Raw genomic sequence first — 20,373 nt, forward strand, 5'->3', positions numbered from 1 at the left:
CATTCCTGTAAGGGGGGCAGTTTACGGTCCGGCATATCGTATGGAAATGAGATGGCACCCTGCACGGGCGCGCGCTCGCACAGTCATGATTTTTTTCACATGCGACTGGTATGCAACGATTTCAAGATGCGGACAGGTTATTGCCAGTGAATTTTATATTGTGAATTCGATACATAATTCATGAATGCGTAAGGGAATATTATTTTTTTATTTTGTACGGCAGGGCCGGAACCGCCTGCATCCTGCCCCGTTTACCTGTTCACAGCGCGTATCTTCAGGATTGCTTCCCCACTACAGACCTACCGGAGCAAGGGGAAAAACAAGGATCCCATATGCGGTTGTAATCTCGAAAACCGGGAAAGGTGAACGATCATGGTTTATCGCATCAACCTGCACGAACGCACCAGTATCATTACCATGGCTTCTGTCGGCACTTGCGGTGGCGCTACGCACAATCCGGGTAATTTTTATGAAAACCCGCAGCGCACGGCGAAGGCCGGGCAGAAGGATGCCTGCATGACAACGTCCGCGCATACGTAAAAACCTGAACATGCGTGCGGGGCCTGTACGGCTTCCGTGTTTTTCGGGCAGATGGTCAGTCTGGCTGGAACTGCTGATGCGGTTGGCAGCCCGCCCTGTGCGCCCGGCATGACGATCTGACCCGGATCGTGGATGAACGGGGGCAGGGGTCATGCGTCCGTTCGTTGTGATGATGGCCTGGCAGCATGGAACAGGTCTGTTTTTCAAATATCTGGAGTAATCCCAATGAAGAAAAGCATGATGGCAATGCTGGGGTTGGCTGTATGCATGTCCGTTCCCGCCGTGGCGCAGTCCATACCGGAAAAAACGGGAATCAATTCCCTTATGGGTGTCGCCCCGCGTACGGAGGATTTTGTCAAGATCGCGACGATCAGTGACATGTATGAAATCCAGTCCAGTGAACTGGCATTGCACAGCCATGATACCGCCCTGACGGATTTCGCGACAAGAATGATCGCGGACCACAAGAAAACATCCGCCGCCCTGCAGGATCTTCTCCATAGTGACAGCGTGCAGATACAGCAGCCGACCGCATTGGATGAAACCCATCAGGACGAACTGGACAAGCTCAAGACCCTGCATGGACGCGATTTTGCACTACAGTACAGAAGTGATCAGGTGTCAGCACACGAGGATGCCGTGTCCCTGTTCCGCCGCTATGCTGAAAATGGCGAAAACGCCGCCCTGAAGACATGGGCAGCCAATACCCTGCCAACACTTGAAAACCACCTGCAGGCGGCAAGGTCACTTCCGCAATAGGGGACGGGGGCACCGTGTCCATGTCATGCTGTTTTTTTCGCACAATGGTGATTCCGCACTACCCTGCCGGGTGCAACTTTCCGCAATGCATGCTGTTGAAGCCGGATATCCGGTAAAGGATGGTTCCAATGAAGTATTCATCAAACGGAAATCCGCGGGATGGACGTGCCCCTGTTGATCCCACTCACGCCCCGCCCTTCACAACGCCCGAGCAGAAACGGCATGGTTTTATTGTCGGTTGCATGGTCGTATTCTTCGTCACGCTGATCGCAATGGTATGCTGGTTCTTTCCGCAGATTCCGCTGCCCAAATTCTGACATGCCGTCATGAACACGGAAACACGCATGACCCGAATGCCGGTCCATAAGGATCGGCATTCGTTTAATAAATCCCATGAACTATAAAGAAGCTCCTGGGGAAGATTTTTTCAAAAGCTGCAGAAAACGCCGCCTTTCAAAAAAATGCGGCATCCGGACTTTTATTTTTCAACAGGCATGCCCTACAGCGTGCTGACCGCACGCCACAGGTCGATTTTACCATCACGTGCATACTGGTCGATCAGGGCAAGTTCTTCCGTGCTGAAGGACAGGTTGCCCAGCGCATCCAGAGAATTGTCCAGTTGCGCTACATTGCGTGCCCCGATCAGGGCGGAAGTCACGCGCGGGTCACGCAGCACCCACGCAATGGACATCTGTGCCAGGCTCTGACCGCGTTTTGCGGCGATATCGTTCAGCGCGCGGACATGGTTCAGGTTTTCCTCGCTCAGCATATCGGGATTGAAGGAAGAACCCGCCATGGCACGCGACCCTTCCGGTACGCCATTGAGGTATTTGTTCGTCAGCAGTCCCTGTGCCAGCGGAGAAAATGCAATACAGCCCACGCCCAGTTCCGCCAGCGTGTCCAGCAGGGATACCTCGACCCAGCGGTTCAGCAGGGAATAGGACGGCTGGTGGATCAGCAGCGGCACGCCCTCGGCACGCAGCAGTCCGGCGGCTTCGCGGGTGCGTTCGGGGCTGTAGGATGAAATGCCAACATACAGCGCCTTGCCCTGACGGACCAGTTGCACAAGCGCCCCGACCGTTTCTTCCAGCGGGACATCGGGGGTGGGACGGTGTGAATAGAAAATATCCACGTAATCCAGCCCCATCCGTTTCAGGCTCTGTTCGGCGGAGGCAAGGATATACTTACGCGACCCGCCAGCCCCGTAAGGGCCGGGCCACATATCCCATCCGGCCTTGGATGAAATGAGCAGTTCATCACGATACGCGGCAAGGTCATGTTTCAGGATCCTGCCGAAATTTTCCTCGGCCGATCCGTAGGGCGGGCCATAATTGTTCGCCAGGTCAAAATGCGTGACCCCGCGGTCAAACGCCCGGCGAATGACCGCGCGCCCGGTTTCGAACACATCTTCCCCACCAAAATTATGCCATAGCCCGAGTGATATGGGGGGCAGGTCAATACCCGAATGGCCGCAGCGGCGAAATGGGGCATGTGCATATCGCTGTATATCAGGAACCCATGTCACGGTATTTCTTCCTTCTGTCCGGTGGGGTAGGGGATGGAGCCTGTCGCGCCCGGTGTATTCCGCATGTGCGGGTACGGGCGAAGCTCAGCAGGATGATTGATCCCGCCTCGCCGCCTTTTGTCCATAAAGCGCGCATGTGCATTGAACCGTCAATGCCGCGTGGCAGGCTTCGTGCAACTGCCCCGTTCAGGGTGCGTTGCCTGCAGGCCATGTAATGACGGGCGTCTGCCATACATGTTCCCGATCCCAGCAGGAATGTAGCGCCATGAGCGATATGACGCCACCATGCAGCACCGGTGATGAACAGGCCGTGATCGATCTGGCGCTGGACCTGCACTGGACATGGAATCATGCCACGGACCGGCTGTGGCGCCAGCTTGCACCCGATATATGGGACCATACGCATAATGCGTGGACCGTGTTGCTCAACACGCCGCGCAGCCACCTGCGCCGCCTGCTGGCAACGCCGGATTTTCGTGACATGCTGGCGCAACTGGCTCAGGCTCATGCCGGGAGCCAGAAAAAACCGGCATGGTTTACGCAGGTCTGCACCCGTACCCCGTCACCCACCATTGCCTATTTCAGCATGGAATACATGCTGGATGAGGCCCTGCCCATCTATTCCGGCGGCCTGGGCAATGTGGCAGGGGACCAGCTGAAGGCCGCCAGCGACCTTGGCGTGCCGGTCGTGGCCGTGGGACTGCTTTATGCGCAGGGATATTTTCGGCAGGGTTTTTCCGCCACCGGGCAGCAGGAAGCCCTGTATCCCATCAATGATCCCGCCCAGCTGCCGCTTTCCCCGGTATGCGATGGCAATGGCGACCGGCTGCGCGTGCCGTTCCGGATTGCAACGGGGCAGGTCTGGCTACGCGCATGGCGCGCACGGGTGGGGCGGACGGCACTTTACCTTCTGGATACCAATGATCCCGATAATCCCCCTGATATCCGCTGTATTACAACCCAGCTTTATGGTGGGGACGATACCCTGCGCCTGCGTCAGGAACTGGTGCTGGGCATCGGGGGATGGCGCCTGCTGCGTGTGCTGGGGCTGCGGCCCGATGTCTGTCATCTAAACGAAGGCCATGCCGCCTTTGCAGCCCTTGAACGTGCATGTGGCCTGATGGAAGACCTTGGCATTCCGTTTGCCCATGCCCTGACCATTGCGCGCGCGGGCACGGTCTTTACCACCCATACCGCAGTGCCTGCGGGATTTGACCGCTTCGCCCCGGAACTGGTCCGGCGGCATCTGGACTTTTACGCCCGGCATGACCTGCGTACCGACATTGCCGAGATTCTTGTGCTGGGGCAGGGCGATGGCGCATCCCCTGATACCGCCTTCAACATGGCCTGGCTGGCGCTGCGTGTCAGTTGCGCGGTCAATGCCGTCAGCCGCCTGCATGAACAGGTCAGCCGCAGCCTGTTCAACCCGCTGTTCCCCCGCTGGCCACAGGTTCAGGTGCCGGTATCCCATGTCACCAACGGGGTGCATGTACCCACGTGGGACAGCGCCGCCGCCGATGCATTGTGGACCAGTGCCGCGGGCAAGGACCGCTGGCTTGGCACTCTGGATGAGGTGGAGCATGGCATCCGCGCCATCCCCGCCCATGATCTGTGGCATACCCGCACGCAGGCCCGTGCGGCGTTGGTCGGGTTCATCACAGGACAGCACAGCGCGCGTTCATGCTTCACGGGTGGGCAGCATGATTGCGGCATGCCGCCGCCGGGGTTCGATCCGGATGTCCTGACCATCGGTTTCGCACGCCGCTTTGCTGCCTACAAACGTCCTGACCTGCTGCTGCATGATCCCGACAGGCTGGCCCGCATCCTGACCGGTGCGGACCACCCCGTGCAACTGGTGGTCGCGGGCAAGGCGCATCCGCAGGACATGGCAGGGCAGGCCTTGATTACGCGGTGGATGGATTTCATCCGGCGGCCCGACCTGCGTGGCCATGTAACGTTCCTGGTTGATTATGACATGTCCATCGCCCGGCGGCTGGTGGAAGGGGTGGACCTGTGGGTCAATACGCCCCTGCGCCCGTGGGAAGCATGCGGTACCAGCGGTATGAAGGTACTGGTCAACGGTGGCCTGAACGTGTCCGAACCCGATGGATGGTGGGCCGAAGCGGGCGCGCCGGATGTCGGCTGGGTCATCGGGGATGGCATGGATCATGGCGAAGGTCCCCAGCGTGACGCGCATGATGCGGATTGCCTGTACACCCTGCTGGAAAACGAAATTGTCCCCCTGTTCTATCAGCGAGACGGGGCCGGAATTGCGCAGGGATGGGTTGCGGTCATGCGTGAAAGCATGGCCCGGCTGACCCCGCGTTTTTCGGCTAACCGGGCAGTGCGCGACTATACGCAGCGGTTCTACCTGCCGGCCACTGCCGCCTACCGCGCGCGTCTGGCCGATGGTGGGGCGAAAGCGGCGGCCATCGGGCGCTGGCAGCAGGCACTGGCGGCACGGTGGCATGAAATACGCTTTGGCGCGCTGCAGGCTGCACGCGTGGCGGACCGCTGGCGTATCAGTGTCGGGGTACATCTGGGATCGATTACGCCGGACATGGTGCAGGTGCAGCTTTACGCCGATGGGACCGCCGGGACGCCGGTCATCGTTCTGATGACACTGGTGGCGGGCGTGGCGGACGGGCAACTGACCTACAGTGCGGAAGTGGATGCCGCGCGTGCCGCCACGGATTATACGCCACGGGTCGTGGGCTTTCACCCCGATGCGTCCATTCCGCTGGAAGCCGCATTCATCACATGGCAGAAATAGGTGCGGTCCCTGCGCGGTGAAATAATAATGGCCGGACTATATTCAGGAATGCCGTCACATAATTGCCATTTTCATTATACTCCTGAATTCTGAAAAATATTCATAAGTAATGGAACGCAGATACACGATCACATAACCGTGTTGGTGAGACCATGCAGTCCATGCCCCGTTAACTGTCCTAGAACCAGAAAATATGACCGGTTTTTCCCCCTGCAAGGAAACAGGCCGATGGTCCGTGCGGTTACCACCTTCTTTTCCCCAATCCGGCTGCTGTCCGTCACGGCAGAGATGTTTCCCTTCGTCAAGACGGGGGGGCTGGGGGATGTGGCAGGTTCGCTGCCTGCAGCGCTTGCCCCCTATGGTGTCATGGTCACGACGCTGCTGCCGGGGTATCCTGCGGTCATGGCGGCAGCGCGCGAACGGCGGGTGGCGGCCCATATGGACAGCCTGCTGGGACATGCGGTCACATTATGGTCCGCAACCGTCGCGGGGCTGGACCTGCTGATCCTGGACGCACCCGACCTGTTTGACCGTCCAGGCAACCCCTATATGTGCCCCGATGGGCAGGACTGGCCTGATAACGGCATCCGTTTTGCGGTCCTGTCGCGCATGGCCGCCAATATCGCGCAGGGCCACATTGACCAGTACCGTCCCGATATCGTGCAGGCGCATGACTGGCAGGCCGGGCTTGTGGCGGCGTACCTGCATCATGACAGCATCGCGATGGGAACGTCCCGCACGCCAGTGGTCCAGACCATCCACAACCTTGCGTTTCAGGGGCGTTTTCCTGCGACCTGCCTGACGCAGTTCGGCCTGCCACCCGAAGCGTTCTCGGTCGAAGGGTGCGAATGCTATGGCGCGATCAGCTTCCTCAAGGCCGGGCTGTACTATTCCGACCGGATCACCACCGTTTCCCCCAGCTATGCGCAGGAAATCCAGACGCCTGAGGGTGGTATGGGACTGGACGGCCTGCTGCGTCATCGCGGCGACAGGCTGGAAGGCATCCTGAACGGAATCAACACCGACATCTGGAACCCTGCCAGCGATCCGGCGGTACATTTTCCCTACGTGGTGGGGGACATGAGCGGGCGCGTGCCCAACAAGCGTGACCTACAGGCGCAGTTCGGCCTATGGGCTGACCCGAATGCCTTTGTGGTCGGCATTGTCAGCCGCCTGACTGCGCAGAAGGGCATCGATCTGCTGGCTGATGTCACGGACCGCCTGCTGGCGGGCAATACCCAGATCATTGTAGTGGGGGAAGGGGACCGGGATATTGAACGCGATCTTGTCACCCTGAACCGGCGGTTCCCCGGCCGGTTCGCATGCCATATCGGGTATAGTGAGGTACTGGGCCACCGCGTGCCCGCAGCCGTGGACGCGCTGCTTATCCCTTCGCGCTTTGAACCCTGCGGGCTGACCCAGCTTGGGGCGCTACGTTACGGGGCCGTACCGATTGCATCGCGGGTGGGGGGACTGGCGGATACCATCGTAGATGCCAACCCGGCGGCACTGGCGCGAGGTGGGGCAACGGGATTCCTGTTTGCACCTGTGGATGGGGAAACACTTGTCGCCGGCGTTAACCGCGCGCGTGCCCTTTACCGTCGTAACCGGGCGGCATGGCGCCAGCTTCAGCACAATGGCGCAGGGTATGACGTGTCATGGAATGACAAGGCCGCGCATTACGTCATGCTGTTTGCCGAAGTGCTGGGCATGGACCTGTCCGCACCTGCGCGCTCCAATGTGATCTGCCTGCCTGGTGGGGCGGATATGGGCATGAGCCTGCGTGAAGGCCGCAGGCGTACCATTGCCCGGCGACCGCCCCGCCTGTCCCGTCCACTGGCCGCGCCATAACCGGGGCACGGCCACAGCTGTTCGACGGCGTCATTACATAAATACAATAATATAAGGCCAAGGCATGAGGATCAGGCACGATGCAGCCCACTATTCCCTTCCCAAAGGCGTTGATGACCTGGTGCATGGACGCAGCCCCGACCCGTTTTCCATCCTTGGCCGACATAATATGGGCAAGGTCGATGTCATCCGCGTTTTATATCATGACGCGGCCCGTGTGCGCCTGGTGGTCGAACGTCCCCGTGCGGGGGTCATGGAACGACCCATGCGGCGCATGGGGGAAACCGGGCTGCATATCGGCACGATCCCCGCGAGTGCGCGCTATCACCTGAAAATCCAGTGGGCCGACGCGGTGGAGGAAACGGACGATCCCTACGCCTTCGGCCTGCTGGTGGATGAGGCGGACCTGCGCCTGTTTTCCGAAGGGCGGCATCCACATCTTGACCGTGTCATGGGTGCGCAGCCCATGGTGGTGGGCGGGACGGCGGGTGTGCGCTTTGCCGTATGGGCGCCCAATGCGCGGCGGGTTTCGGTCATCGGGGATTTCAATTTCTGGGACGGCAGGCGTCACCCCATGCGCCTGCGCCACGGGGCGGGAGTATGGGAACTGTTCATTCCCGGCCTTGGTCCGGGTGAGCGGTACAAGTTCGAGATCATGACGCGCGAAGGCCATATCCTGCCACAGAAGGCCGACCCCTTCGCCCGCTTTGCCGAACGCCCCCCCGCCACCGCGTCCGTCATTGCTTCCCCCGCGCCCTTTGCATGGCGGGACCACGACTGGATGGAACAGCGCACGGCACGGCAGGCGGAGGATGCGCCCATCACCATATACGAACTGCATGTTCCCTCATGGCGCAGGCCACAGGGTGATCCAGACCGCATCATGACATGGCGTGAACTGGCGGCGGAACTGATCCCTTATGTGATGGAGGCGGGTTTTACGCATGTGGAACTCATGCCCGTGATGGAATACCCGTTTGGCGGATCGTGGGGGTACCAGCCACTGGGGCTGTTTGCACCGTCCGCACGCCACGGGACGCCAGCGGATTTCGCGGCTTTTGTTGATGCCTGCCACAGCGCGGGCATTGGCGTGATACTGGACTGGGTGCCGGCCCATTTTCCAAATGACGTCCATGGTCTGGTCAATTTTGATGGCTGCGCACTGTATGAACACCAGGACCCGCGCGAAGGGGTGCACCGGGACTGGAACACCCATATCTACAATCTTGGCCGGCATGAGGTACGCGGCTTCCTGATCGCCAGTGCGCTGATGTGGCTGGAACGCTTCCATATCGACGGGCTGCGGGTCGATGCGGTGGCGTCCATGCTGTACCGTGATTACAGCCGCAGGGATGGGGAATGGATACCCAACATACATGGCGGCCGCGAAAACCTGGAGGCCGTGGCCTTCCTGCGGCAGCTGAACCAGGCCGTGCGCGACACCATTCCCGACGCCATTACTGTGGCGGAGGAATCAACCGCGTGGCCCGGCGTTACCCGGCCGGTGGAACACGGCGGGCTGGGGTTTTCATACAAATGGAACATGGGCTGGATGCATGACAGCCTGCGGTTCTTCGCCCGTGATCCGTTATGGCGGGGTTATCACCTGCCGGAAATCCTGTTCGGGCTGCATTATGCCTTCAGCGAGCGGTTCATCCTGTGCCTGTCGCATGACGAGGTCACGCACGGCAAGGGATCACTGCTGTCGCGCATGCCCGGAGACAACTGGCAGCGCCACGCCAACATGCGGCTGTTCCTTGCCTTCATGTGGGCGCATCCGGGCAAGAAGCTGGTTTTCATGGGTATGGAATTCGCGCAGGAAGGCGAGTGGTCGCATGATGGCCAGCCGGAATGGCATATCCTGACTGATCCGTTCAAGTCCGGCACGCTGCGGATCGTGACCGACCTCAACCACATGTACCGCACGTTGCCTGCACTCCATGCGCGGGACTGCGACCCCACGGGATTCGCGTGGGTCATCGGTGATGATACGGCCAATACGGTCCTTGCATGGCTGCGTTTTGCCCCCGGCCATGTGCCGGTCCTTGTCGTGCTCAACATGACGCCGGTCGTGCGCCATGACTATCGTGTGGGCGTGCCGGTGGGCGGGGCATGGCGCGAATGCCTCAATTCCGACGCTACCGAATATGGTGGCAGCGGGGTGGGCAACGGGGGATACGCCATGGCGACGGATCACGCGGCCCACGGCCACCCGTGTTCGTGCGTTCTGACACTGCCGCCGCTGGCCGCCCTTTACCTTCATCCGGCGGGGGATGGATCATGACGCGTTTTCCCTCCTCGCTCATGCCCGGCACGCCTACGCGCCTTGGCGCGCACTGGGATGGCATGGGTGTCAATTTCGCGGTGTTTTCCGCCAATGCGCAACGGATCGACCTGTGCCTGTTTGACCCGCGCGACCGGCGCGAGATCGCACGCTTCCAATTGCCTGAATACACCGATGAAGTCTGGCACGGCTACCTGCCGGATGCGGAACCGGGGCTGCTGTACGGCTTTCGCGCCTTCGGGCCATATGACCCGGTAAACGGGCATCGGTTCAATCCGCACAAGCTGCTGATCGACCCGTATGCCCGTCGCCTGACCGGCCCGATTTCATGGTCGGACATGCAGTTTGGCTATCGCCTGCATTCACCACGTGCCGACCTGTCGTTCGACCGGCGCGACAGCGCGCCCTACATGCCGCGCTGCGTGGTGGAAAATGACGCGTATGAATGGGAGGACGACGTCCTGCCCCGCGTGCCATGGGACCGTACCGTCATCATGGAAGCCCATGTAAAGGGGTTGACCATGCGTCGGGAAATGGAGCGCAATCCCCAGCCCGGTACGTTTCAGGCGCTTGGCGCGCCGGAAATGATCGCGCACCTGCACCGGTTGGGCGTCACCACCATCGAACTGCTGCCCATCCAGTGCTTCGCCCCCGAACGCTATCTGCTGGAACGCGGGCTGACCAATTACTGGGGATACAATACGCTGGCGTTTTTCGTGCCGTATGCAGGCTACCTTGCCAACGGTTCGCCGCATGAACTGCGCGCCGCAGTCCGCAGGCTGCACAAGGCGGGGATCGAGGTTGTGATGGATGTTGTCTACAACCATACCTGCGAAGGCAGCGAACTGGGGCCGACCCTATGTTACCGGGGGCTGGACAACGCCACCTATTACCGTCTTGTGCCGGGGAATGAACGCCACCTGATAAACGATACCGGGTGCGGCAATACACTCAACCTGTCACACCCGCGCGTATTGCAGATGGTGCTGGATTCCCTGCGGTACTGGGCGAATGAATTCCATATCGACGGCTTCCGTTTCGACCTTGCCCCGGTGCTGGGGCGCGAGCCGTATGGATTTGACCCGGGATCGGGGTTTTTCGATGCAATCATACAGGACCCTGTCCTGTCCAAACGCAAGATGATTGCCGAACCATGGGATCCGGGGCCGGGTGGGTACCAGTTTGGCAATTTCCCGCCCGGCTTTGCCGAATGGAATGATCGTTTCCGCGATACCACGCGCCGGTTCTGGCGGGGGGATGCGATGCAGCAGGGCGAAATGGCGGCCCGTATCGCAGGGTCGGGCGACCTGCTGGACAAGCGGGGACGCAGGCCGTGGAGTTCGATCAACATCCTGACCACGCATGACGGATTCACGCTGGAAGATGTGGTCAGTTATGCAGGCCGGCATAACGAGGCCAACAAGGAAAACGGACAGGATGGCCACGCCGAGAACTACAGCGCCAACTGGGGCGTGGAAGGGCAAAGCGACGATCCCGGCATCATCAACCTGCGCGGGCGCATACAGCGCGCGATGATGGCGACCCTCATGCTGTCCCACGGCACGCCCATGCTGCTGGCGGGTGATGAGTTCAACCAGACGCAGGAGGGCAACAACAACGCCTACTGTCAGGATAACGATATAAGCTGGCTGGACTGGAGCCGTGCGGAAACACCGGCGGGGCAGGTCATGATCGGGTTCGTGGCCCGGCTTGCGGCGCTGCGGCGGGGGCATGCCTCGCTACGGGCCACGCGTTATATGCACGGGCGGCACCATCCACTGCCCGACCTGCCCGATATCGGCTGGTTCCGCCGGGACGGTTCCCCCATGGGGCAGGAACAGTGGGGCGAGGAAGCCTTTCACCTGCTGGGCGTGCGGCGCGCCAGTACGGAAGCTGACCGCGTGGACATAACTTACATGCTGCTTAACCCCGGTGGTGATGACATCCGCGCCGTGCTGCCGGGACCGGCGGGACGATGGACGCTGCTGCTGGACACCACCCGGCCCGAACAGCCGGAAACGGCGCTGGATGAAGCAGCGCACGATGTTGTCGTGCCCGCACACGGTCTGGTGCTGCTGTCAGTCGCACCAGATGCGGAGGACACGCCATGAACCGCTATTTCCAGCACCCCCGCCACGCCGGGGCGACGGTGGTTGATGGCGGGCATACGCGTTTTCGCCTGTGGGCACCGTCATGCGACACGGTCGCGCTGGAGGTGGAAGGCCATGCCCCGGCCCCGATGTCGCGGCGCAAGGGAGGATGGTACGAATGCGTCTTTCCCTGCGGCCCCGGTGCACGCTACCGCTATCGTGTCGCCCCTGACCTTGCAGTGCCAGATCCCGCGTCGTGCTACCAGCCCGATGACGTGCATGGGCCGAGCGTGGTGATCGATCCCGGCGCCTATGACTGGCAATATCCGCGCTGGTCCGGGCGGCCATGGCATGATGCGGTGATATATGAACTGCATGTCGGACTGCTGGGCGGATACGCTGGTGTGGTGCGCGAACTGCCCCGTATTGCAGCCCTTGGGGTAACGGCCATCGAACTCATGCCCCTGTCGGAAATACCGGGGGGACGGAACTGGGGCTATGACGGCGTGCTGCCCTATGCCCCGGAATCCGCCTATGGCCATCCAGATGATCTCAAGGCGCTGGTCGATGCGGCGCATGGGCATGGGCTTATGGTGTTTCTGGACGTGGTGTACAACCATTTCGGGCCGGACGGGAATTACCTGGCGTCTTATGCCGCACCATTTTTCCGTGCTGACCTGTCCACACCATGGGGCGCGGCCATTGATTTCCGGCAACCAGCCGTTCGGACATTTTTTGAAGATAATGCGCTGTACTGGCTGATGGAATTCCGTTTTGACGGATTGCGGTTTGATGCAGTGCAGGCCATTGCCGAACGTAACTGGCTGTGTGAACTGCCCGCGCGCATCCGCACCCGGACCGAACCGGGGCGACATGTCCACCTGATCGTGGAAAACGAGAATAATGACGCGGGCCTGCTGCGCGCGGGCTATCGTGCCCAGTGGAATGATGATGCCCACAACGCCCTGCATGTCCTGCTGACGGGGGAAGATGAAGGATATTACGCCAATTTTACCCCCGACCCCATAGCCGCCCTTGCGCGCGTGCTGGCGGAAGGCTTTGCCTTTCAGGGGGAAATATCGCCTGTTACCCATAAACCGCGTGGCAGCCCCAGTGGCGACCTGCCGTCCGACCGGTTCATTATTTTCCTGCAGAATCATGACCAGATCGGCAACCGGGCACTGGGCGAACGGCTGAACGTCCTTGCTTCGGAACCGGCGTTACGCGCGGCTTACGGGCTTGTGCTGCTGTGCCCGCAGATCCCCATGCTGTTCATGGGAGAGGAATGGGGATCACGCCAGCCTTTCCTGTTCTTCACCAGCCATACGCCCGGTCTGGGCCGGATCGTGCGTGATGGGCGACGGAAGGAATTTGCGGCGTTTTCACATTTTGCGTCCGAGACGATGCGCGACACCATCCCCGACCCCAATGCGCCGGAAACCTTTACGGCGTCGCTGTTGCACGACGCGGAACGTGATGCGCCGGAGCATGTGGCGTGGGGCGCGTCCATCCATGACCTGCTGGCCCTGCGGCATCGCTGGATCGTGCCCCGCCTGGCGGGCGCCCGCGCCATGGGGGCGCAGGTGATCGGGCCAAAGGCGGTGGTGGCGCGGTGGCGCATGGGGGATGGCACGGTGCTGGCCATTGCGCTCAATCTGGGGTCTGCATCCGTTCCTATGCCCGATGCGCCACGGGGGCAGTGCCTGTATGCCCAGCCCATGTTGGAAACCGACGGGATTTCAGACGTTCTGCCTGCCTGTGCCGTCATGGTCTGTCTTGCCGAGGTGCCCGATGAATAACCGTGATCTTGTCGATCGCGCCCGTCATGCCGGGCTGAGCATGCGCTGGCGTGACGCGGCGGGGCAGATCCACCGTGTTTCCAACGAAAGCGTGCGCCGGCTGCTGGCCGTGCTGGAGGGGCATGGCCTGCCCGGCAGCACGGGCGGCCTGCCGCCCATGGTGGTGACGGTGGAAGGGCAGGTCACCCCGCTGACCCTGCCTGACAATACGCAGGCGACCCATTTCCGCCTTGAGATGGAAAGCGGGGATGTGGTGGAGGGGCCATTGCGCCGCATACGCGGGCGGCCCGCGCTGCCGCCATTGCGGTTATGCGGGTATCACCGCCTGTCCATCGGCCTGCATGTCACAACCCTTGCGGTGGCCCCGCTGACCTGTCCCACCGTTGGCACGCGGATGGATGGGGCGGGGCCAGACCGGCCATGGGGGCTGGGCGCGCAGGTTTACAGTCTGCGCACGCCCGGCGATGGCGGCATGGGCCATCTTGGCGCGGTGGCGACGCTTGCACGTCTTGCAGCGGCGCGGGGGGCGGATGCGCTGGCCATAAGCCCGGTCCATGCCATGTTTGCCGCGCGCATGGAGCAGTACAGCCCGTATTCGCCTTCCACGCGTCTGTTTCTCAATGTCCTGCTGGCGGATCCACTGGCGGTGTTTGATACCGCGACGGTGCAGGCGGCGGGACTGCGGAATGGCAGGGCCTATGTCGATACGGTCAGGATACTGGAGGATGCGCCCCTGATCGACTGGCCACAGGCCGCTGCCCGGCGTTATGAACTGCTGCGGCGGCTGTATGATGAACGGATCGTGCCAAATCCCCCTGCCGAACTGGCCCAATTCCGCAAGGCATGTGGGACGGCATTGCAGCAGCATGCCATATTTGAAACCCTGCATGCCTATTTCACCACCCGTGGCGGACGCGGCGGGGACTGGCGGCAGTGGCCGCTGGCAATGCGTCACCCCGACAGCCCGGAGGTCGCGCGTTTCGCCCATGAATTCGCCCATGACGTCAGCTTTCATGTGTTCGTGCAGTGGCTGGCCGCCAAAAGCATGGAACAGGCATGCGGTGCCGCGCGCGCGGCCGGCATGCGCATTGGCCTGGTGGCTGATATGGCTGTGGGTGTTGACCCTACCGGCAGCGAATGCTGGGCGCGGCAGCAGGAATTCCTGGTGGGTGCGTCCATCGGTGCGCCGCCCGATGCCCTCAGCCCGGTGGGGCAGGACTGGGGACTGACCACCTTTTCCCCCGCCGGGCTGCAGGCGGGGGGCTACCGCGCCTTTATCGAAACGGTGCGCGCGGGGCTGGCCCACGGGGGCGGGCTGCGCATTGACCACGTCATGGCGCTGGAACGGTTATGGGTCATACCGCAGGGGGGGACATCGGCTGAAGGGGCTTACCTGTCCTTTCCGGTACGTGACCTCATGCGGCTTGTGGCGCTGGAGGCGACGCGCGCCAATGCCATCGTGATTGGCGAGGATCTGGGCACGGTCACCTCCGCCTTTCGTACCATGGCGCAGAAACACGGTATCATGGGCATGAACGTGCTGTTTTTCGAACGTACGCCACAGGGGGCCTTCAAACCGCCGGGCACGTGGTCACCCGGCGCGACTGCCATGACAACGACGCACGACCTGCCTACCGTGGCGGGCTGGTGGCAGGGAACTGATATCGACTGGCGCGTGAAGCTGGGTCAGATGGCTCCGGGCGTGGATGGCGTCACCCTGAATGACGAGCGCGAGAATGACCGCACCGCACTGTGGGCGGCGATGGTGGGGCAACGTGGCACGCAGCCACCCGACCCGGCCGCGCGCAGGAAGCCGCCTGCGGAAAAACCACCCGCTACTGCCGATGGTGCCGTAAAGGTGGTGGATGAAGCCATAGGCTTCGTTGGCCGCGCGGCATGCCCGCTGGCTGTCATTCCGATAGAGGATCTGCTGGGCCTGAATGAACAGCCCAACCTGCCCGGCACCACGACCGGCCACCCCAACTGGTGCAGGCGGTATCCGGGCATGACCGCGACCCTGCTGTCCGGTGTGGATGCGCGCCGGCGTTTCGGCCGCCTGCGGACGGGACGGTCGTCATGAACAGCGGTCATGGCGCACCATCGGTGCGGGCGACGTACCGCCTGCAGTTCCGGGGCGGCATGACGCTGGATGGCGCGACGGCCCTTGTGCCGCAGCTTGCGCGGCTGGGCATCAGCCATCTTTATGCCTCGCCACTATCTGCCGCACGCCCCGGCTCCACGCATGGCTATGACACGATCTGCTATGACCGGATTGATCCTGTTGTGGGAGATGAGGCGGCGCTGGCGCGACTGGCCGCACGGCTGCATGCCCATGGCATGGGGCTGATTGTCGATATCGTGCCCAACCACATGGCGGCGGACGGACATAACCCATGGTGGATGGATGTGCTGACATGGGGGCGGGCATCGCCGCATGCCAACTGGTTCGACATCGACTGGGACGTGCCGGATCCCGATATCCACGGGCGCGTCATGCTGCCCTTCCTTGACCGGCCGTTTGATGACGCGCTGGAAGCAGGCATGCTGGCGTTGCGTCATGATGACGACAGCGGGCTGTTTTTCATCCATCACCATGACCACCGCTTTCCGCTGTGTCCCACTGGGTATGCATCCCTTCTGGCGCGTGTCGATGCGCCGGGGGAACTGCTTGCGGCCTTTACCACCGTGGCCATGCGCGCAGGCCCGGGGCCGGAGGCGGATGCAGCGGTGGGCAGGCTGCGGCAATGGGGGACAACTGATGCGGGCAGGGTGGCCATGGCCCGTATCGCCATGATGCATGATGGCACGAACCTGTCGGGCCGCGCGTGCCTGACGGGCGTGCTGGCGGGGCAGGCGTGGCAACTGGCGTGGTGGCGTGATGGGGCGTTGCGTCTGAACTGGCGGCGGTTTTTTGATATTACCGGCCTTGTCAGCCTGTGTGTCGAACGTGAAGAAGTGTTCGACGCCGTGCATGGCTATGTTTTTTCCCTGTACCGGCGCGGACTGGTTGATGGTCTGCGCGTGGACCATATCGACGGACTGGGCGCGCCCGCGATCTATTGCCAGCGCCTGCGCGCCCGGCTGGATGCCCTGACACCCGACCGGCCAGAGGACGCATTGCCCGGTGGGGCGGTCTATGTTGAAAAAATCCTGATCGGGGGGGAAAGCCTCCCCACCGCATGGCCGGTTGATGGCACCACCGGCTATGACTTCATGGATCAGGTATCCGCCGTGCTGCATGACGCCCATGGAGCCGGGGTGCTGGACCGGCTATGGGCCGGGTGCGGTCCCGATGCCAGACCCCTTGGCCAGATCGTGCGGGCGGCGCGCACCTATCTGCTGGAACATGTCTTTTCCGCGGAATTCAGCCATCTGGCCACCCTGCTGCGGCATTGCATGCCGGACGGGGACGGATCATGGGCGGCACAGGACCTGCGGCCCGTGCTGGAATGCCTGCTGCTGCAGTTTCGTCCTTACCGCACCTATTTTGGCGATGAGGCCGTGCAGGAGCATGGGGCGGACAGCATGGTGCTGGATATGGCGAAGACAGCGGCATGCCGCACCACGACCGGGGATCAGGCCATGGTGGTGGGGGACATCACGCGCCTGCTGTCGGCCTGTCCCGAACAGGCGCCGCCGCCCGTCGTGCGGCGCGCGCAGCAGGCGTTTGAACACCTGACCGCGCCGTTGGCGGCCAAATCGCTGGAGGATACGGCATTCTACCGTTACGGCCGCCTGGTGTCGCGCAATGAAGTGGGATCGGACCCCGCAGTACTGGGCCTGCCGGTCGCAGCCTTCCACGCGTGTTGCCTGTCGCGGCAGGCGCGGTTTCCCCATGCGCTGCTGGCGGGTGCGACCCATGACCACAAACGCGGGGAAGATGTCCGCGCGCGCCTTGCGGTGCTGAGCGCCATGCCCGGGGAATGGGAACGGCAGGTGCATGAGTGGTTTGCCCATAACCACGCGGCAGGCCGGGGCGGTCCGGACCGCATTGATGAGATCATGCTGTACCAGACACTGGTGGGGATCTGGCCGCTGGAGCCATTTGCGAATGATGCGGAACGGCTGCATTTCCGCAGGCGCATCCAGCAATGGCAGATCAAGGCCCTGCGTGAGGCCAAGCGGCACACCGGCTGGATCAGTCCCGATATGGTGTATGAAGACGCCTGCGCCGGCTTTGTGGACCGCCTGCTGGACCCTGTTGTATCTGCATCATTCCTGTGGCAGATGGCGGAATTTGTGGGCCGCATCGCCCCGGCGGGCGCGGTGAACGGCCTTGCGCAGACGTTGCTGCGCCTGACCGTGCCGGGGGTGCCGGACCTGTATCAGGGGTGTGAGCTATGGGATTTCAGCCTTGTTGATCCTGATAACCGCGCGCCGGTCAATTTTGATTACCGTGCGGGACTGCTGGAACACGCCACCAGTTTTGCTGCAGCCGCGACCGACTGGCGCACGGGGCGGGTCAAGCAGGACATGATCCGCCGGATCCTGGCGTTTCGCCAGAATTATCCCGACCTGTTCACCTACGGCACCTATGAACCGGTGGAAATCACGGGACGGGACCGCAGCCACGCCATTGCCTTCCTGCGGCGACAGGGGGGGATCTGCCTGCTGGTCGTAGCACCCCGCCTGCCACAGGCGTTGGGAGTGCAGGCGGCGGATCTGTCGGTGGGGCGCGATGTCGACCTCGGGCTTGAACTGCCGCAGCTGCATGGGCCGTGGCACAGCCTGCTGGGGGATGTGCCACGGCAGGTCAGGCATCCGTTCATGCGCGGGCAGGTGCCGCTGGTCTGCCTTGTGCACCACGCGGTGGGGGAATAGGGCTGCGGCCTGTCCTGTTGCCGACGGATCTTGCGTCCGGTCGGGAATTTTGTATCCTGTTACGTTTCAGATGCTTGTGCGATGGCACTGGCGTGGACAGATGCAAAAAGGCTGGAACTTGACCGGTTTTGACGACAACCAGAAAATCAGGCGCCTCCGCCTGAAACGAAGGGACCTGTTTGCCGGTTCCCTGGCTTTCGGTGCCGTTGGCGCGCGCGGGATGTGGAACTCCGTCCCTGCCGCCGCAGCAGCCCTGCAGCGCACCGCTGTTGGTGGCACCGTGCCCCGGCTGGTGCCCATGCGCGCCCATGCCGACCAGATTACCGATATCAAGGTCTGCCTGCGCCCGTTCCGTCCCGCCGGTCCCCGGCTGGATGTCGAGCGCGTGGGCGACAAGGTGATCATCCATAACTATGGCCATGGCGGTAGCGGGTGGTCCCTGTCATGGGGCTCGGCCGATATCGCGGTGGGCAAGGCGGCATCGCTGTCACCCCGGCGGATTGCGGTGGTGGGCTGTGGCGTGATCGGACTGACATCGGCCCTCAGCGCGCAGCGCGCGGGTTTTGAGGTCACCATCTATACCCGCGACATGCTGCCCCATACCCGTTCGGTCCGGGCCAATGGCAGCTGGACCCCGGATTCACGCATTGCGCTGACCGCCCCCGCCGGGCCGCAATTTGCCGATGTGTGGGAACAGATGGCCCGCTATTCATGGAAAACCTATCGCGATTACCTTGGCCTGCCGGGCAATCCGATTGATTTTCGTGACAACTACACACTGTCCGACACGCCATTTGATGAAGGCCCCGAACCCGAAGGCCGGACCGGACCGGGGGATTACGCCTCTACCGGGATGCCGCGCGCGACCAGTGAATTCGCCACTTATGGCGACCGGATCAGGGATATCATTCCCGCACCCGAACTGCTGGCCAGTCAGGATAATCCCTTTCCCGTCGCGTATGCACAGCGTGCGCCGATGATGATGTTCAATTTCGGGGCGTACGGGCACCTGCTGCTGTCGGAATTCTATCAGGCGGGCGGCAAGATCGTGATCCGTGAATTCCATACCCCTGCTGACATGAAATCCATAGCGGAACCCGTCATCATTAACTGTCCAGGCTATGCCGCGCGTGACCTGTGGGGGGACAGGACCCTTATTCCCGTGCGGGGGCAGACGGCATGGCTGCCGCCCCAGCCGGATGTGATGTACGGGGTGGAATACAAGGGGGCTGCGGCCCTGTCCAAGAGTGACGGGCTGATGATTCAGGCCGTTGACCTGAACAATGTTGGCGAAATGGAAGGGGTCGGCAACAGCTTCGAGCATGCTGACCGCGCTGAAGCTGAAAAGGCGATTGCGGTGTTTGAAAACCTGTTTGCACGCTTTCCCGCGGGGCGTGGCTGATGCGTGGGTCGGGTTATGCCTGCCGCGCGGGCTTGGGGGCCGGGCTGCTGCTGGCGCTGGTGCAGATCGGGCTGCCTGCGGCCCATGCGGCACAGGCGCGCACCGTATCCTATTACACCACCGAACAGGCGCAGCGGGGGGAGACGACATACCAGCAGTTCTGCGCCGTCTGTCATGGCGCCAGTCTTGCAGGTGCGTTTGACGTACCGCCGCTGAAGGGGCGTTTTGTAACCAACTGGTCCGGTGCCACGCTGGATCGGCTGTTTGACTATATTTCCAAAGCCATGCCGCTGTTTTCTCCTGGTGCGCTTACACCGGCGCAGAATGCTGATCTGGTTGCCTTCATACTGCGTGAAAACGGTGTTCCCGCGGGGCGGACGGAGCTGCCAGCCACGGATGCCGCGCTGAAAACAATGGTGTTTCCCACCATTTCCGCTGACAGGGTAAAATAATCCGGGCATCCCGCAACGTGGGCAGGGAGCGCGTGACGGGATGATCCGTTTAAAGATCGTCTGAAAACAGTTGATCG

General features: G+C 62.0%; 13 protein-coding genes. 12 read left to right on the plus strand and 1 reads right to left on the minus strand.

Annotation, left to right across the window (positions count from 1 at the left end; all coding sequences use genetic code 11):
* Window positions 1-372 precede the first annotated feature (372 nt).
* The 3 genes from ACE2AA_RS02350 (at window position 373) to ACE2AA_RS02360 (ending at window position 1,616) form a co-directional block, all read left to right on the plus strand.
* The gene (locus ACE2AA_RS02350) at window positions 373-540 is read left to right on the plus strand and encodes a general stress protein (protein WP_154670657.1); all 168 of its coding nucleotides are present in this window, start codon (window positions 373-375) and stop codon (window positions 538-540) included.
* A gap of 225 nt (window positions 541-765) precedes the next feature.
* Window positions 766-1,299, plus strand: coding sequence for a DUF4142 domain-containing protein (locus ACE2AA_RS02355; protein ID WP_395370968.1), 534 nt, complete (start codon window positions 766-768; stop codon window positions 1,297-1,299).
* A 128-nt stretch (window positions 1,300-1,427) separates the two neighbouring features.
* A complete protein-coding gene (locus tag ACE2AA_RS02360; RefSeq protein ID WP_141298870.1) occupies window positions 1,428-1,616 on the plus strand; it encodes a hypothetical protein in 189 nt (62 codons plus the stop codon).
* A 182-nt stretch (window positions 1,617-1,798) separates the two neighbouring features.
* Here the strand turns inward: ACE2AA_RS02360 and mgrA are convergent, their stop codons facing one another.
* Window positions 1,799-2,824, minus strand: coding sequence for an L-glyceraldehyde 3-phosphate reductase (gene mgrA / locus ACE2AA_RS02365; protein WP_141259704.1), 1,026 nt, complete (start codon window positions 2,822-2,824; stop codon window positions 1,799-1,801).
* A gap of 265 nt (window positions 2,825-3,089) precedes the next feature.
* Here mgrA and glgP point away from each other — a divergent pair, with 265 nt between their 5' ends.
* The 9 genes from glgP to ACE2AA_RS02410 all read left to right on the plus strand — a co-directional run bounded on the left by glgP (window position 3,090) and on the right by ACE2AA_RS02410 (window position 20,296).
* The gene (gene glgP, locus ACE2AA_RS02370; RefSeq protein WP_395370970.1) at window positions 3,090-5,597 is read left to right on the plus strand and encodes an alpha-glucan family phosphorylase; all 2,508 of its coding nucleotides are present in this window, start codon (window positions 3,090-3,092) and stop codon (window positions 5,595-5,597) included.
* A 228-nt stretch (window positions 5,598-5,825) separates the two neighbouring features.
* Window positions 5,826-7,448 (plus strand): glycogen synthase GlgA, encoded by a 1,623-nt coding sequence (glgA, locus tag ACE2AA_RS02375; protein ID WP_395370971.1) that lies wholly within the window; start codon window positions 5,826-5,828, stop codon window positions 7,446-7,448.
* Between the two features lie 64 nt (window positions 7,449-7,512).
* Window positions 7,513-9,732 (plus strand): 1,4-alpha-glucan branching protein GlgB, encoded by a 2,220-nt coding sequence (gene glgB / locus ACE2AA_RS02380; RefSeq protein WP_395370973.1) that lies wholly within the window; start codon window positions 7,513-7,515, stop codon window positions 9,730-9,732.
* Window positions 9,729-11,843: a glycogen debranching protein GlgX gene (gene glgX, locus ACE2AA_RS02385; protein WP_395370974.1), complete on the plus strand. Its 2,115-nt coding sequence runs from the start codon at window positions 9,729-9,731 to the stop codon at window positions 11,841-11,843. The genes glgB and glgX overlap by 4 nt, the downstream gene beginning before the upstream one ends.
* Window positions 11,840-13,621 carry a malto-oligosyltrehalose trehalohydrolase gene (gene treZ / locus ACE2AA_RS02390; RefSeq protein WP_395370976.1) on the plus strand — a complete coding sequence of 594 codons (1,782 nt, stop codon included), beginning with the start codon at window positions 11,840-11,842 and terminating at the stop codon, window positions 13,619-13,621. Before glgX ends, treZ begins: the two co-directional genes overlap by 4 nt.
* Complete coding sequence (gene malQ / locus ACE2AA_RS02395; RefSeq protein WP_395370977.1) at window positions 13,614-15,701, plus strand: 4-alpha-glucanotransferase; 2,088 nt, start codon at window positions 13,614-13,616, stop codon at window positions 15,699-15,701. The genes treZ and malQ overlap by 8 nt, the downstream gene beginning before the upstream one ends.
* A complete protein-coding gene (gene treY / locus ACE2AA_RS02400) occupies window positions 15,698-18,442 on the plus strand; it encodes a malto-oligosyltrehalose synthase (RefSeq protein ID WP_395370979.1) in 2,745 nt (914 codons plus the stop codon). Before malQ ends, treY begins: the two co-directional genes overlap by 4 nt.
* Before the next feature lie 160 nt (window positions 18,443-18,602).
* The gene (locus ACE2AA_RS02405) at window positions 18,603-19,844 is read left to right on the plus strand and encodes an FAD-dependent oxidoreductase (RefSeq protein WP_395372082.1); all 1,242 of its coding nucleotides are present in this window, start codon (window positions 18,603-18,605) and stop codon (window positions 19,842-19,844) included.
* Entirely contained in the window at window positions 19,844-20,296 is a 453-nt protein-coding gene (locus ACE2AA_RS02410) for a c-type cytochrome (RefSeq protein WP_141259713.1), read from the plus strand. Before ACE2AA_RS02405 ends, ACE2AA_RS02410 begins: the two co-directional genes overlap by 1 nt.
* The last annotated feature ends 77 nt before the right edge of the window (window positions 20,297-20,373 follow it).

The sequence above is a fragment of the Komagataeibacter diospyri genome, assembly GCF_043995075.1.
Lineage (GTDB): Bacteria > Pseudomonadota > Alphaproteobacteria > Acetobacterales > Acetobacteraceae > Komagataeibacter > Komagataeibacter diospyri.